The 15,101-nt window shown below is 58.9% G+C and carries 9 protein-coding genes and 1 pseudogene; 5 read left to right on the forward strand and 5 right to left on the reverse strand.

What is annotated here, in order from left to right; translation table 11 throughout:
* Positions 1 to 157 precede the first annotated feature (157 nt).
* Complete coding sequence (locus JG746_RS36215) at positions 158 to 361, forward strand: hypothetical protein (RefSeq protein WP_199200801.1); 204 nt, start codon at positions 158 to 160, stop codon at positions 359 to 361.
* Between the two features lie 31 nt (positions 362 to 392).
* On the opposite strand, the gene JG746_RS36220 is transcribed toward JG746_RS36215, so the two are convergent.
* On the reverse strand, positions 393 to 1,406 hold the full coding sequence (locus tag JG746_RS36220) for an ATP-dependent DNA ligase (protein WP_199200802.1): 1,014 nt from the start codon (positions 1,404 to 1,406) through the stop codon (positions 393 to 395).
* Positions 1,400 to 1,903 (reverse strand): GFA family protein, encoded by a 504-nt coding sequence (locus JG746_RS36225; RefSeq protein WP_244731094.1) that lies wholly within the window; start codon positions 1,901 to 1,903, stop codon positions 1,400 to 1,402. The genes JG746_RS36220 and JG746_RS36225 overlap by 7 nt, the downstream gene beginning before the upstream one ends.
* A 165-nt stretch (positions 1,904 to 2,068) precedes the next feature.
* On the opposite strand from JG746_RS36225, the pseudogene JG746_RS36230 reads away from it, so the two are divergent.
* Positions 2,069 to 2,516: pseudogene (locus JG746_RS36230) on the forward strand (cysteine hydrolase family protein).
* A gap of 733 nt (positions 2,517 to 3,249) precedes the next feature.
* On the opposite strand, the gene JG746_RS36235 reads toward JG746_RS36230, so the two are convergent.
* The gene (locus JG746_RS36235; RefSeq protein WP_199200804.1) at positions 3,250 to 3,651 is read right to left on the reverse strand and encodes a response regulator; all 402 of its coding nucleotides are present in this window, start codon (positions 3,649 to 3,651) and stop codon (positions 3,250 to 3,252) included.
* Between the two features lie 912 nt (positions 3,652 to 4,563).
* On the opposite strand from JG746_RS36235, the gene JG746_RS36240 reads away from it, so the two are divergent.
* Together JG746_RS36240 and JG746_RS36245 are read left to right on the forward strand one after the other, a co-directional pair.
* Positions 4,564 to 10,275: a HAMP domain-containing protein gene (locus tag JG746_RS36240; protein WP_446721255.1), complete on the forward strand. Its 5,712-nt coding sequence runs from the start codon at positions 4,564 to 4,566 to the stop codon at positions 10,273 to 10,275.
* A gap of 53 nt (positions 10,276 to 10,328) precedes the next feature.
* Entirely contained in the window at positions 10,329 to 12,350 is a 2,022-nt protein-coding gene (locus tag JG746_RS36245) for a response regulator (RefSeq protein WP_244731096.1), read from the forward strand.
* 264 nt (positions 12,351 to 12,614) lie between these two features.
* Here the strand turns inward: JG746_RS36245 and JG746_RS36250 are convergent, their stop codons facing one another.
* Positions 12,615 to 12,878: a YMGG-like glycine zipper-containing protein gene (locus JG746_RS36250; RefSeq protein ID WP_199200807.1), complete on the reverse strand. Its 264-nt coding sequence runs from the start codon at positions 12,876 to 12,878 to the stop codon at positions 12,615 to 12,617.
* Between the two features lie 270 nt (positions 12,879 to 13,148).
* On the opposite strand from JG746_RS36250, the gene JG746_RS36255 reads away from it, so the two are divergent.
* Positions 13,149 to 14,171: a YihY/virulence factor BrkB family protein gene (locus JG746_RS36255; RefSeq protein ID WP_199200808.1), complete on the forward strand. Its 1,023-nt coding sequence runs from the start codon at positions 13,149 to 13,151 to the stop codon at positions 14,169 to 14,171.
* A 196-nt stretch (positions 14,172 to 14,367) separates the two neighbouring features.
* Here the strand turns inward: JG746_RS36255 and JG746_RS36260 are convergent, their stop codons facing one another.
* Positions 14,368 to 15,006, reverse strand: a complete 639-nt coding sequence (locus tag JG746_RS36260) for a LolA family protein (RefSeq protein WP_199200809.1) — start codon at positions 15,004 to 15,006, stop codon at positions 14,368 to 14,370.
* Positions 15,007 to 15,101: the final 95 nt, after the last annotated feature.

The following is a 15,101-nucleotide window of genomic DNA, read 5'->3' on the forward strand; positions in this document are numbered from 1 at the left end:
GGCCGTGACGACCGCGCTGGTTCAGTTTGAAATCGATCGGCCCCTGACGGAACTGTCGCATATGATTGGTGCCGGGGCCGCCCAAAAGGCATGGCCGCGCGCGACTTGCCCTCTTGAACCTGCGGGAGGCATCCGGTCCGTATCTCTATGATCGCCTATGGCGGATGGTCGTGATTGCGGCGGCGAGGAAGAAGATTTCACCGACCAACCAAGACGAAATGCCCTGACGTCCAAAGGCAAAACCCTGGCGAGGATCTTTCCGCACCTAGACGTCTTTTCGCAGATTGCTTCTGACGTCGTCTCAAGCTCGATCGCCGGTGTGAAGGACACGGATATGGCCTTGCTCGCATTCAAGCCGTGAATGGCGCCTTGGTGAAGACTGGAAGCGGGGGTTACGCGATCTGCTCGAAGGTGCATTGGCGCGGGGCTTTGTCCGGCCGCCAGCGCAAAAATTTCGTTCCGTGCCGGAAGCGGTCGCCGGTGACGTGGTCGAAGCGAACCTCGACCACGAGTTCCGGCCTGACCGGTTCCCATTCGCCGCTACGCTCGGTGCTCCAGCGGCTAGGGCCGCCCGGCGCCTTGCCGTTGAAGCCGGATCCGCCACGCAGCTGTTCCAGCCTTTCCGTCAGTGCCGCACGCTCGTCATTGGCGATAGTCGAAGTGAAGCCGACATGGTCGAGCAGACCATCGTCGTTGTAGAGACCGAGCAGCAGCGATCCAACCTGTCGTCTGCCGTTCAAATAGCGGAACCCTCCCACCACGCAGTCGGCCGTGCGTAGGCGCTTTACCTTCACCATGGCGCGTTCGCCCGGCCGGTAGGGGCCGTTGAGAAGCTTGGCCACGACACCGTCGGTGGAACCGCTACCAGCGCCCTTCAACCACTTGTCGGCTGTCGCCAGGCTGGTGGTGGCCGGCGAAAGCCGGAGAATCTTGGTCTTTGCCTTGGCCACCAAGTCTTCGGCCGCTGCACGCCGATCGTGCAATCGCAATTCGATCAGCGGCCGATCTCCCGGAGCCACAAGCATATCGAAGACGACCAGCTGCGCGGGAATTTCCCCACTGAGCTTGCGGATGCGACTCTCTGCTGGATGAAGCCGCATCTGCAGGGCGTTGAAAGAAGCACGGCCATCGATCTCGACTATGATTTCGCCGTCGACGACGAAGTCCGTTGCCGCGAGCGTACTCAAGGCCCTTACGAGTTCGGGAAAATAACGACCAAGCTTTTTACCAGATTTTGCCCTGAGGTCGACGGCCTTGCCGCCCTTGAAGGCGAGGCAGCGGAAGCCATCCCATTTCGGTTCGTACTGCCAGGGACCGTCTTCTCGCGGCAATGCCTCCGCCGCGCGCGCTTCCATTGGCTGCGTGCTCAAGGGCAAGGGAAACTCGACGCCAGATTCCGTTACCATCGCTCTTCCGTATTGCGATGAGGCAGGTCGAGGCCGCAGCAAACCCAGTTGAGCCGCTGCGCGGACCCGTAGTTGTATTGCGGCTCGAGTTCCGCCGGATTGTCGAAGGTTCCGACATGAAGCGCGATTTCGTCAATTGCGGCATCATAGGCCAGAGTAAGCGGCGTGCCGCATGCTCGGCAGAAGCCGCGTTGCGCAAGGGGTGATGACCGGCGGTAGGTAGGTTCCTCACTTTGCCAGGAAACTCCGGCAGAACGCAGCCACGCGAGCACCGCAAAGGCGCTGCCGGTCGCACGCCGGCACATGTCGCAATGGCAGTAATGCACGCGCGGACCGCCTGTCACCCGATAACGGATTTTTCCGCAGAGGCACCCGCCTGTACGTTCGATAGCGAAGGCATGGACGGAGTTCTGTGCTGTATCCATCCAGTCTGAACGCGCGGCGCAGGAACTGGTTTCCGAGGGAACGCGTAGCCGGGAGGGACGTTTGTCGGACATTGCGAGGATCAACCATTGAATCTTAAGAAGCGCCGCTGCTCGCCGAAACAAATGTTGTTCTGCTTGAAGTTAGTAAAGTCGAGCCAAGCGCGCTTGGGATTGTGATGTCCACTCCGCTTGAGCTACGGGCCGCTTAGCGATCGTTGCGCGCATCTTTGCGTCGATATGCAAAAGCTGTTCGCGGAGCCGTCCGAATGGGCGACGCCCTGGATCGCCCGGGTCCTTCCGAGAATTAAGCGCCTTGTCGAAAGGAAAGCCGAGCAAACCATCTTCACCCGCTACCGGCTGCAAAGGTAGGGCAGGGCGCCGGGACCTGGAAGCGCTACTACGAGCGCTGGGCATCGATGACGATGGAGGCCGTCGGTCCGGAGATGGTGGACTTGCTGCCGCCGCTGCCTGCATTCACTCCGCCGGCGACGGCGAAACCGATGTCTGCGTCCTCGCGACCGTTCTTGGCGCGATCGATATCGGCTATCGCGTCGTTCTGGTCACCGATGCGCTTTGTAGTTCGTCCGACGCCACCCATGACGCGCTGATGACCGTCTATCACCAGCGTTTTGCTCAACAGGTCGAAACGGCAGAGATGGAGACGGTTCTCTCGGCGTGGAATTGACGAGCCCCACCGCGACGCTTCGAGGACGATCAACGCAACCCCGAGTTCGGAACGCTTCCTGCGGCGAAGGTGACTAGCAATAGTGGTGCGCAGCTTCAATAACGGATGGCGCGCCATGTGCTCGAAAGGTGTGTCACCGCCTTTTCGTCGCTTTTCGATCGCGTGCGACGTCCCAGCGACCGCCAATCCCGCTATTGCCGGATGGAACCTCTTGGGTTTTCGCATGGAGAAGGATGCATGGCCATGACGAATTTCTTGAAACTGCCAACGAGGTCCGCGACTTATTTCGCGACGTTGTTGAAACGCCGAGCAGCTGCAAAGCTCGCTCATGAGCCGAAAACAGGTGCCTTCCAATATTCGCGACCGCTGCCACAAAGGCGGCGAAAAGGGTGGGGCCGCTTCCGCAGACCGACCGGCCGCCGGGCGCTCTGCCTCCGCAAGGAAGGCCGCGAAAGCGCGGGCGAGGGATGAACATTCTTCCCACTGACAATCCCAGAGGGCTTTCCGGCAGTGTTCCCCAGGAGCGGGCGCAATCGGTGGAGGGACTAACTCCCGAGGGCATTCAAGCCAACTGTGCCCAAAAATACTATGTCGGCAGACAGAGTCGTCGATGAGGTCCACGCGACGAAGCGCGTCCCCGGCTCGCCAGCCGAGCATGAACCAAAGAGGAGTCAAGGCGCTCTCGCGGCGCTAAGGCCGTAACGCCTCAGGAGTCCGGCGCACTTTCAAGCGCCTAGTCTTTGGACGGGGGCGGGGACGCAGGAACATGTTGATTTAGAAGGGTCGACAAAGCGGTGATGACCTGCACGACGGCGAATGGCTTGGCGATCATTACGCTTCCCGGCACGCCTTCCGCACCCCAATGAATGTCACTGTCGCCGCTAATATAAATTACGGGCAGGGCTGAATTAGCTTGACGCAAATGCCTCGCAACTTCCCATCCGGTTTTACCCGATCCCAGGCGAATGTCCGAGATGAGCGCCTTGAACGATTTCGGATCGGCATCGAAAGCTTCAATGGCTAGAGCGGCGCTGTTAGCAGCGACGACAAGAAACCCTGCGTCTTCAAGCGCCGACTGTATGTCGAGCAAAATCAGCGCCTCGTCCTCGACGACTAGAACCGAACTTCCGTTCATTATCATTCCCCTCTAGCGCGGCCGTAAACGACTATCAGAGGTTTAAGTTCCGAACCAATAAATCACTTTAGCGCGAGCGCCGAGTCTCCGGTCACGGAAAGGGCTGTGCCCATAAATATCACAAGAGCGACGCTCCTCATGGTCTTGCTCATTGTGATGTTGGAGCAGCCTATTCTTCAGCGACCAAAATTACGATCAAAGCGAAGAACATACGCGTGGCGAGACGCCGACTTCGTTACAGTGGGAATATTTGACAATCGGGAGTTCCGGAACATGGTAAGTGAAGGCCACGACGTGACCTTAGTCGGATTGGTCGTCGCATCTGTCACACTTCGTCGCCAAAGAGCATCGCCTCCAGAACGTCCATGCGGACCGCTCGCATCTGCTTGCGTAATTTTACCTTGAAAAGCCGCCGACCGCCCAACCTAGCGATATGGCTAACACAAACCTGTAAAGAACCACATATTATTGTTCCTTGCTCGGTATACGAGGATGAATGACTTTTGCCTGAAAAGGTTGCGCACCAACTTGTTCGACTGGTCTCATCTTTCCCTCATGAGGTGACATCACGGGGCCGCAAATGTCTCCCTCCTGTCGTTCGAGCCATTCTCGCCCGTAACACCGGCTTGCCAGAACATCAGTCATCTAAAGGTTGACCGCTGCAGGGCGGTGCCCGCGCCTCCTGCCCGCTAGAGGGACATGATAGTGACGGCCATCCTTCCCCCTCGCCACGCGGCATGGGCTGAACGGCAGGGAACCCAATTTGTGTAATTTTCGACTTGGGAAGGTTGCTAAATGCCGCTCGGAACCAAATTGAAATCGCGGCGTTTGTGAGCTTGCGGGGGAATGTGTCATTCGCACCCGAGGGGGCAGTTATCCGACATGGATCGATCTGGAGTGGGGGCTGTGACTGTGCAGGCATCCAAGACGCAATTGGACCGTCGTAGCATACTGAATTCTCTGAAGGCCTTGCGGCGCGGTGACTTTTCAGTCCGCATCGACAACGTCTACGAAGGCCTCGATTCCGAGATCGCAGAAACCTTCAACGAGATCGTCGATCTGAACGACCAGGTGTCCCGAGAATTCGAGCGTCTGAGCAGGGTCGTCGGCAAGGATGGGCGGATAGGCGAGCGTGGCCGCGTCCGAAACGCTACAGGCAGCTGGGAATCCAGCGTACGGTCGGTCAACGATCTCATAGAAGACATGGTCCAACCGACGGCCGAGGTCGCGCGCGTCATCGGCGCCGTCGCCAAGGGTGATCTGTCGCAGACGATGATGGTCGAGATCGAAGGTCGACCGCTGCGCGGCGAATTTCTGCGCATAGGCAAGATCGTCAACACCATGGTTGGTCAGCTTGCTTCCTTTGCCTCCGAGGTGACGCGCGTGGCGCGCGAAGTCGGCACCGAAGGCAAACTCGGCGGCCAGGCGCGCGTGAAAGGTGTCGCCGGGACGTGGAAGGATTTGACCGACAACGTCAATGCCATGGCAACCAACCTGACCGGCCAGGTGCGCAATATCGCGGAGGTGACGACGGCGGTTGCATCCGGGGACCTGTCGAAAAAGATCACCGTCGACGTGAAGGGCGAGATTCTGGAGCTGAAGAACACCATCAACACCATGGTCGACCAGCTCAATTCCTTCGCCTCGGAAGTGACACGCGTGGCGCGCGAGGTCGGCACCGAAGGCAAGCTGGGCGGCCAGGCGCGCGTGGAAGGGGTCGGCGGGACGTGGAAGGATCTGACCGACAATGTGAATTCCATGGCCGAAAATCTGACCGGCCAGGTGCGCAATATCGCCGAGGTGACGACGGCCGTCGCCTTGGGCGACCTTTCCAAGAAGATCACGGTCGATGTGAAAGGCGAAATCCTTGAGCTGAAATCGACCATCAATACCATGGTTGATCAGCTCAATTCCTTCGCCGGCGAGGTGACCCGCGTCGCGCGTGAGGTTGGCACCGAAGGCAAGCTCGGCGGCCAGGCGCAAGTGCGCGGCGTTGCCGGCACGTGGAAGGACCTCACCGACAACGTCAACTCGATGGCTGAAAACCTGACTGGACAGGTGCGCAACATCGCAGAGGTCACGACGGCCGTTGCCTCTGGAGACCTTTCAAAGAAGATCACCGTCGCGGTTCAAGGCGAAATTCTGGAATTGAAAGATACCATCAACACGATGGTCGACCAGCTAAACTCGTTTGCATCGGAAGTGACGCGCGTGGCGCGCGAGGTCGGAACCGAAGGCAAGCTGGGCGGCCAGGCCGAGGTGAGGGGCGTCGGCGGCACATGGAAGGATCTGACAGACAACGTCAATCTGATGGCTGCCAATCTGACCGGACAGGTGCGCAACATCGCAGAGGTCACGACGGCGGTGGCTCGCGGCGACCTATCGAAGAAGATCACCGTCGACGTCAAGGGCGAAATCCTGGAGCTCAAGGATACCGTCAACACGATGGTCGATCAGTTGAATTCTTTCGCCTCGGAGGTCACCCGTGTGGCGCGAGAAGTCGGTTCGGAAGGCAAGCTTGGTGGGCAGGCTCACGTCGAAGGCGTTGGCGGCACCTGGAAGGACTTGACCGACAACGTCAACGCAATGGCCGGCAATCTGACCGTGCAATTGCGCGACGTCTCCAAGGTGGCGACGGCGATTGCCACCGGAGACCTGACGCAGAAGATCACGGTTGATGCACTGGGCGAGATCTTGCAGATCAAGGACGTCATCAACACGATGGTGGATCAGCTCAATTCCTTCGCCTCGGAGGTGACGCGCGTGGCACGCGAAGTCGGCTCGGATGGCAAGCTGGGCGGTCAGGCGCAGGTGCGTGGTGTCGCCGGCACTTGGAAGGATTTGACCGACAACGTCAATGCCATGGCCGCCAATCTAACCGGCCAGGTACGCAACATTGCCGAAGTGACGACGGCGGTGGCGCTTGGGGATCTGTCAAAGAAGATCACTGTCGATGTGCGTGGGGAAATCCTGGAGCTCAAGGACACGATCAACACGATGGTCGACCAGCTCAATTCCTTCGCCTCGGAGGTGACGCGGGTAGCGCGCGAGGTCGGCACCGAAGGCAAGCTGGGCGGCCAGGCGCAGGTGCGCGGCGTGGCTGGAACTTGGAAAGACCTGACCGACAATGTGAACTCCATGGCCGAGAACCTGACTGGCCAGGTGCGCAATATCGCGGAAGTAACGACCGCTGTTGCGCGCGGTGACCTGTCGAAAAAAATCACGGTCGACGTGAAGGGTGAAATCCTCGAGCTCAAGTCGACCATCAACACCATGGTGGACCAGCTCAACTCCTTCGCCGGCGAAGTGACGCGCGTGGCGCGTGAGGTTGGCACCGAAGGCAAGCTTGGCGGCCAGGCGCGTGTCGAAGGCGTGGCTGGTACCTGGAAGGACCTGACCGACAACGTCAACCTCATGGCGACGAACCTGACCAATCAGGTGCGTGGAATCGCCGACGTCGTGACAGCGGTCGCGCAGGGTAATCTCAAGCGCAAACTGACGGTCGATGCCAAGGGCGAGATCGCTTCGCTCGCTGACACCATCAACGGCATGATCGAGACGCTGGCTACCTTCGCCGACCAGGTGACCAATGTCGCGCGTGAAGTGGGCATCGAGGGCAAGCTCGGCGGTCAGGCGCGCGTGCCAGGTGCTGCCGGCCTGTGGCGCGACCTCACCGACAACGTCAATCAGCTCGCCGCCAACCTGACCACGCAGGTGCGCGCAATTGCCGAGGTTTCGACAGCGGTGACCAAGGGCGACCTGACACGCTCGATCAGCGTCGAGGCCTCCGGCGAGGTCGCCGCGCTCAAGGACAACATCAACGAAATGATCCGCAATCTGAAGGATCAAACCCTTAAGAATGCGGAGCAGGATTGGTTGAAGACCAATCTCGCGCGATTTTCGCGCATGCTGCAGGGCGAACGCGATCTTGCCACCGTCTCGCGGCTTATCATGTCCGAGCTCGCTCCGCTGGTGAACGCGCAATACGGGGTCTTCTACGTCACCAACCGCGACGAAGAGGAATCCTATCTTGAGCTCGCGGCGTCCTATGGCGCCGAAAGCAGGACCGCCATCAAACAGCGTCTCGATCTGCGTGAAGGTCTTGTCGGGCAAAGTGCTGCTGACAAGCGGGCCATCATGCTGAACAATGTGCCGCCGGAATTTCTTCGCGTCACGTCAGGTCTCGGCAGTGCCTCGCCAGCCAACGTCATCATTCTTCCAGCCTTGTTCGAGGATGAGGTCAAAGCCGTTATCGAACTCGCCTCGTTCGGCGAATTTCGCGACACGCACCAGTCCTTTCTCAACCAGTTGATGGAGTCCGTCGGCATCGTTCTCAACACCATTGCAGCAACGATGCGCACCGAGGGGCTGCTCAAGCAGTCCCAGCTGCTGACCTCGGAATTGCAGGCGCGTCAGACCGAACTGACCAAGAAGCAGGAAGAGCTGCATGCGACGAACGAGGAGTTGCAGGAAAAGGCGCAGCTTCTCGAGAACGAAAAGAAGCAGGTGGAAAACAAGAACCTCGAAATCGAGATGGCGCGGCGTGCTTTGGAGGAAAAAGCCGAACAACTGGCGCTTACGTCGAAGTACAAGTCCGAGTTCTTGGCCAATATGAGCCACGAGCTGCGCACACCGCTCAACTCACTGCTTATTCTTTCCAACCTTCTTGCGACCAACCAGCAGGGCAATCTCAATGAAAAACAGGTCGAATTCGCGCGGACCATTAACTCTGCCGGAACCGATCTTCTCAGCCTTATCAATGACATCCTCGATCTGTCGAAGATCGAGTCCGGTACCGTTTCCATAGACATCAACGATATGCCGGTGACCCATCTGCGCCAGCATATGGAACGCACATTCCGGCAGTTGGCCGCCGACAAGGGCCTCGGTTTCACCATCAAGGTCGATCCCGCACTTCCCGAGACGGTCCGCACCGACGAGAAACGCCTGCAGCAAATTGTCCTCAACCTTCTTTCGAATGCATTCAAGTTCACCTCGCAGGGCGAAGTCAGCCTGAATTTTCGGGTCGAGAAGGCCGGCCGCCGCAATGGCTCCGGGCAAGCGATGAAGGCCTTGGCGATCGCCGTGACCGACACCGGCATCGGCATTCCGGAAGACAAGCAGAAACTGATCTTTGAAGCCTTCCAGCAGGCCGACGGCACCACCAGCCGCAAATATGGCGGCACCGGGCTTGGCCTGTCGATCAGCCGGGAAATCGCACGCCTGCTTGGCGGTGAGCTACGCGTTGAAAGCACGTTCGGCAAGGGCTCGACCTTCACGCTGGTCATACCGTTCGACGGCCCCCATGCGGCGGCCGCTCAGTCGGGATTGCCTGTGCCAACCGAGGCAGTTGCCGCGCCGGCATCGCTCGGCAGCTCGCCTTCGGCGGAGCTGATCGACGATCGCGATTCCATCACTCCGACGGATCGGGTCGTATTAATCGTCGAAGACGACCCGACATTTGGCGGGTTGCTGCTTGGTCTCGCGCGTTCTGCCGGCCTCAAAGGTGTCTTGTCGACCGCCGGTTCCGGCACACTGGCCCTGGCCCGCAAACTCGTTCCTGACGCGATTACGCTCGATCTCGGTCTTTCGGATATCGACGGCTGGGTGCTTTTCGATCTGCTACGTCACGATCAGAAGACGAGTCACATCCCTGTTCATGTCATCTCGGGTGCCGAGGATATCGACGCTCTTGCCCGCAAGGGGGCGTCCAGCATCGCGACCAAGCCTGTCTCCTCGGACGAACTGGTGAGGGTGTTTCAGGATATTCATTCCAGGAAGCTGCGCATTCAGAGGCGCGTTCTGGTCGCGGACCCCGACCCTGAGCGCCGGCTATCGCTGGTCGAAGCGATCCGCGACGGGGTGACTTCGGTCACTGCGATCGGCCGTTTTGCGGCAAATGCCGACGATATCGGCACGGCTTCGTACGATGCCGTCGTGCTTGGCTTCGGGCGCTCGGCTAGGGACAATGCACAAGTGCTCGACGAGCTCGCGGGCCAGTTTGGCGAAGCGTTGCCTCAGCTGTTGTTCTTTGCCCCTCATCCCGATGCGCTTGAACAGGTGTTGGCCCTGAACCCGGGGCTTGCGAATGCGCCGCGGGCCGAGAATTTTGCCCAACTGGCACTGCAAATCTCGGCGAGCCTGCCCGGAGAAGGACGCAAAGAGGGGGATCCAGGAGCCGAGCAGGCCGGCAAGTCCGATCTTGCCGGAGCGAAAGTGCTTATCGTCGACGACGATATCAGGAACATCTACTCGCTCACCAGCGTCCTTGAGACCTACGACATTCAGGTTCTGCATGCCGAGCGCGGCCGCGACGGCATCGCACTGCTGGAGCAGACGCCCGATGTCGACGCCGCTTTGATCGATATCATGATGCCGGAGATGGATGGTTACGAGACGATGCGGCGCATTCGTGGGATGCCGGCGATCGCTCACATCCCGCTGATTTCCGTCACTGCCAAAGCGATGAAGGGCGATCGGCAGAAGTGTTTGGACGCCGGTGCTTCCGATTATATCGCCAAGCCCGTCGATCTCGATCTCCTGCTGGCTTTGCTTCGTGTCTGGATAGGCCGTTCCAGGGCACGCACGGAGACGCCGGAACAGATGCTCGTGGCAGTGAACTGACGGCCATGCAAAAACCTCAGAGGAATAAGGTAAGAAAGCTTGAGGCCACGCAATTGGCCGAGAGACCGGCAAGGGCGCGGATCCTTGCCGTTGACGACGATGAACGCAATCTTCTGGCGATCAGCGAAGTCCTTGCTTCGACGGGCGATGTCATCTGCGCGCAATCGGGCGAAGAGGCCTTGCGCTTCCTGCTGAAGGAGGACTTCGCCATCATCCTCCTGGATGTCCTCATGCCGGGAATAGACGGCTATGAGACGGCTGCGCTTATACGCCAGCGCGAGCAATCCAAGCGCACTCCCATCATCTTTCTTACCGCCATCAACAAGGAACAGGCCCACATGCTGCGCGGCTATGATGTCGGCGCGGTCGACTATGTGTTCAAGCCGTTCGATCCGATCATGCTGCGTTCGAAAGTCGCCGTATTCGTTGACCTCCACGAAAAGACGGCGGAAATCAAGCGAAAGGCAGTGACCGAGAAGAGACTGCTGGCACAGGCACTCCAGGCGCAGAAGGAAAAGCTTGAGGCGGAGCAGACCCTGCGCAACGTAGAGGAACGGCAGGACGCCATTTTGAGTTCGCTGCCGGTTTGTTTCCATGCGAGGGCAGCCGAGCCGCCCTTTGCAGCGCGCTTTGTCACCGATGGAGTGGAACGCCTGACCGGTTTTTCGGCCAAGACATTGACCTCGGATCCGCCCTTTGGCCTCAGCAGGGTCCATCCGGACGATCTCGCCAGGTTGGAGCAAGCGCTGCTGGCGGCAAAGACGACCGGCTCCTACACCTGTGAATTCCGCTGGCTGTGCGCCAATGGCGAGTATCGGATCTTTCTCGACCAAGGTGTGATGTCGAGTGGCTCTGATGGCCGCGAACCGGAAATCTTGGGAACGCTGCTTGACGTCACCGAGCGGCGGGCTCTCGAGGACCAGCTGCTTCAGTCGCAGCGACTTGACGCCATTGGCAAACTGACCGGGGGTTTGGCTCATGATTTCAACAATCTGCTCGCCGCAATCTTGAGTGGGCTGGGACTGCTCGAACGCGGTGCAAGCTTGGATGACCAGTCCCGGCAGGTTCTTGAGCTGATGCGACGCTCGGCCAAACAAGGGGCCGATCTCGTCACTCGAATGCTCGCCTTTTCGCGACGCCAGACGCTGAAACCGCAAGCGGTGCGTCTTGCAGGGTTTGGCGACACCATGAACGGGTTGGTAGCGCCAGTTTTAGGGGGCTTGATTCGCTTCGATTGGCAGATCGACGACACGGTATGGCCGGTACATGTCGATGCCGGGCAGCTTGAACTTGCGCTGATGAACCTTGTTTTCAACGCACGCGATGCCATGCCATCTGGTGGAACGATCGTTGTGCATGCAAAAAATCGTTCCCTCAACGCGACGTCGCAAGATTTGGCGGCCGGCGAATATGTGGTCGTAACGGTCAAGGACACGGGTTCGGGGATACCTCCCGACATTCTGGAGAAGGTCATAGAACCATTCTTCACCACAAAGCCGGTTGGAAAAGGAACTGGGCTCGGACTCAGCACGGTTTATGGCTTCATGAAGCAGTCCGGTGGTTCTCTTCGCATCGACAGCGCCCCTGGACGCGGAACGGCAATGGAACTGTGGCTGCCACGCTCCTTTGATAATTCATTCAACGATAACGCGGCGAGCAACGAGGAAACCGTAACTTACAGTGGCAAAACCCCGTCTGTCCTTCTGATCGACGACAGCAGCGTGTTGCGGCAACTGACTGCCGAGTCGCTTCGGCAGCGCGGTTTTCCGGTGACCTGCGCGTCCGGCGGCGCCGAGGCGCTGGCTGCCATTGAACGGGCACCGCACGATTTTGATGTAATCGTCACTGACTTTGCCATGCCGCTAATCACCGGGATCGACGTCATTCGATTTGCGCGTAACCTTCGCGGCGACTGGCCCGCCGTGATAGTGACGGGCTATGCCGAAGCGGATACGATTTCGGATCGCCCGTCGGACGTCCCATTGTTAAGCAAGCCGTTCCGAGAGAAGGATCTCATCGAGGGGATCTTTCGGGCGATCGCACAGGCGGCCTCGAAAATAACAAAGGCAGGATAGGCCAACCGTCATAGCCACTTCACTGCAGCGTCCAGGAACCATCGCGCTGCTTCCCGAACGGGTCAAGGCTTCGACGCTGTGAATCTCGAGTTGCACTGGTAGCAATCTCCGAGAAGGCACCGAGACGCCTGGCCTTCAATCAGCGAGGCCGTAAGCTCAAGGCTGCATGCCATTGCGCCTCGTCCTATCTGATCGGTGAAAGAACCGGGACCGCGGGGCAGCGGGCCGCACGTCCCATCGCAGGGTCGCGCAGGCCCGGCGCACTCAATATCCCTCGGGACACCGCGCAACATAGACGCGCCCCTGGCGATCCCTGTAGCGGCACTGGCCGGCCTCGCTGGCGTGCCCGATCACCGCTCCGGCGATGGCACCCACAGCTCCGCCGACGACCGCGCCTTGGACTGGGTTGCCAGCCACGGCGGCGCCGATTGCAGCCCCACCCAATCCGCCTACGGCAGCACCCTGTTCCGTGCGGGAACATGCAGCAAGCGCAATCAAAAGGCTTAATACGAGCATTGTCCTTTTCATAAGTCGTCCTCCAGCGGCCCAAAAGTGAGCCGGGTAATAAATGCGCGGTTCCCGCTTTGGATCCACGTCGGGCTAATTTAGATCTGGCTAACGACGATTTGTGACGAGCCCACATGAGTATCTCGGCGGACCTCCGGAGTGCGGGCCTCGAGCGCTGTGCCGCCGCCTTTCGGCACACTTCTTCGGATCTAACCCAAGCCAAGCGGAACATCCAATGCGTCGACGCATTGCTTTAGCAAACATGGAGCTCTTTCGGTTTTAGGGACCAACATGCCCCTCTCTTTGAAGAACGTCTGGAACATTGTGCGCGAAAGCGTTGTTGGTTTTGTCGACGACGATGCCCTTAGTCATGGCGCGGCGATGGCCTTCTACGCCACGACTTCGCTTGCACCGGTCCTGTTGATCGTCGTCGCGATCGCTGGTGTGGCTTTCGGTCACGACGCTGCGCAATTGGCTCTATCGGCCCAGATCTCGGGTCTTATGGGAGCGGAAAGCGCAGCAATCCTTGAAGACGTCCTCAAAGGGGCGTCTGCGAAATCGTCGGGAACCGTGGCGGCGATGCTGGGCACAGTTACATTGTTCATAACTGCTTCCGGTGTCTTTGGCGAAATGCAGCAGTCGCTTAACAAGATATGGAAGGTTGAGCCGCACGGCAGTTCGATCTCGCGGCTCGTTCGCGCGCGCGCCGCAAGTCTGGGCCTTGTGGCTGCACTCGGTTTCATGCTGCTCGTATCTCTCGTGGCGAGTGCAGCGATCTCGACGCTCGGCGAGTTCATCAGCGCTCGATTGCCGCTCGGCACAATCGTTTTAAGTGTCATCAATACCATTTTTTCCTTTGTTCTAATTTCTGCGATGTTTGCGGCGATCTATAAAGTATTGCCCGACCGGGCCTTGAAATGGCGCGATGTTGCGCTTGGCGCCCTGGTGACTTCTGCTCTGTTCACGATCGGAAAATCACTAATCGGCTGGTACCTTGGCACGAGCGCCGTTGCATCATCATACGGGGCTGCAGGAGGACTGCTCGTAATCCTGCTGTGGGTCTACTATTCGTCGGAAATCTTCCTGCTCGGGGCAGAATTCACGCGCGCCTTTTCGATCCGACATGGAAGCAGATCCGATCTGGCCAGGCTGGTTCCCGGGCCGTTGGCAGGAGAGACGGCGAACCCTATCCCCAGGGCCCAAATGACTCTCGGCGATAAAAAGGGTACGTCAGGCGGGGTTTTGGCGGTAGTCGCCATGGCGTGTGTGAGTGCGACGATAACCGCTATCGTGGTAGGCCCACGCCGCCCTTAGCATTGTTGATGAAATGCATGTGGACGAACCCGGTATCCACGCGCGTCGGGGCGCTGTGAGCATGAACAGTTCTATGCCTCCGTAAAAGGCGGCCTCCTTGCTTCGGGGGGTTCCGCTTGCTGCGGACGCGCCCGTCTCTTGCCAGTTTGTCAAATCACTTCAACAGCCTCTCGGCCAGCTTGCCGGCAGTCGGCCGTCATTTCGCAGTGGTGTTGAATTCACGGTTTGCCGCATAATCGATGGTGAAGGTGCCCGGAGGAGCACGAACGCCCTCCTTCACATTGGAGATAGTGACCGTCGTGCTTTGGCCTCTTTCGTCGGTTAGGACCCATCCGCGCAAATCAAGCGATTTCCTGTCGAAGACCATCGTGATGTTCGAGTTTCCGAAGACCGACTTGTCGGCCAGCTTAATCTTGAACTGGGCGCCATCGTCTTTGACACCTTTCAGGCGACTGCCAGAGAATTCGACCTTGTCGTCCAGTAGGAGCTTGAGCGGCGTCTTCGAGAGAGAATAGAGGTGCGACGTCTTGAGCTTTTTGTTGTAGATTACGACAGATTTTCCGTCTGCAATCAAGCTGATCCCGGATTTACCTGCATAGTTGAACCGCAGCTTGCCCGGGCGTTGGAGAAAGAACCTACCTCCGGTCTTTTCCGCCCTTGGGCCGGACTGAACGAAATCCCCGGACATGGACTTTATCGCCGAGAAATGATTGGCAATCGTCGCTGCATCTAAAAGCGCGGCCGAAAAGGCAGGCGTAATGTCGAAATTGATCGCGGTAGCGCCGAAGCCTACGACTACAAACCCGAAAGCCATCATTCTTTTGATCTTTTCCATTCGCATTCCAGGTTCGAGCGGCTACATGATCTGAATAACAGCGCCTGCGATAAGATGCCCCTCCCTGGCGTGCTCGATGACAGCGACGAAGCTTC

Source organism: Mesorhizobium sp. 113-3-3 (assembly GCF_016756495.1).
Lineage (GTDB): Bacteria > Pseudomonadota > Alphaproteobacteria > Rhizobiales > Rhizobiaceae > Mesorhizobium.

What these genes read in the sequence shown, in the direction of transcription:
- JG746_RS36215 (WP_199200801.1), top strand. Translation starts at nt 158, where the DNA reads ATGGCGGATGGTCGTGATTGCGGCGGCGAGGAAGAAGATTTCACCGAC.
- JG746_RS36220 (WP_199200802.1), bottom strand. Translation starts at nt 1,406, where the DNA reads ATGGTAACGGAATCTGGCGTCGAGTTTCCCTTGCCCTTGAGCACGCAG.
- JG746_RS36225 (WP_244731094.1), bottom strand. Translation starts at nt 1,903, where the DNA reads ATGTCCGACAAACGTCCCTCCCGGCTACGCGTTCCCTCGGAAACCAGT.
- JG746_RS36235 (WP_199200804.1), bottom strand. Translation starts at nt 3,651, where the DNA reads ATGAACGGAAGTTCGGTTCTAGTCGTCGAGGACGAGGCGCTGATTTTG.
- JG746_RS36250 (WP_199200807.1), bottom strand. Translation starts at nt 12,878, where the DNA reads ATGAAAAGGACAATGCTCGTATTAAGCCTTTTGATTGCGCTTGCTGCA.
- JG746_RS36255 (WP_199200808.1), top strand. Translation starts at nt 13,149, where the DNA reads ATGCCCCTCTCTTTGAAGAACGTCTGGAACATTGTGCGCGAAAGCGTT.
- JG746_RS36260 (WP_199200809.1), bottom strand. Translation starts at nt 15,006, where the DNA reads ATGGAAAAGATCAAAAGAATGATGGCTTTCGGGTTTGTAGTCGTAGGC.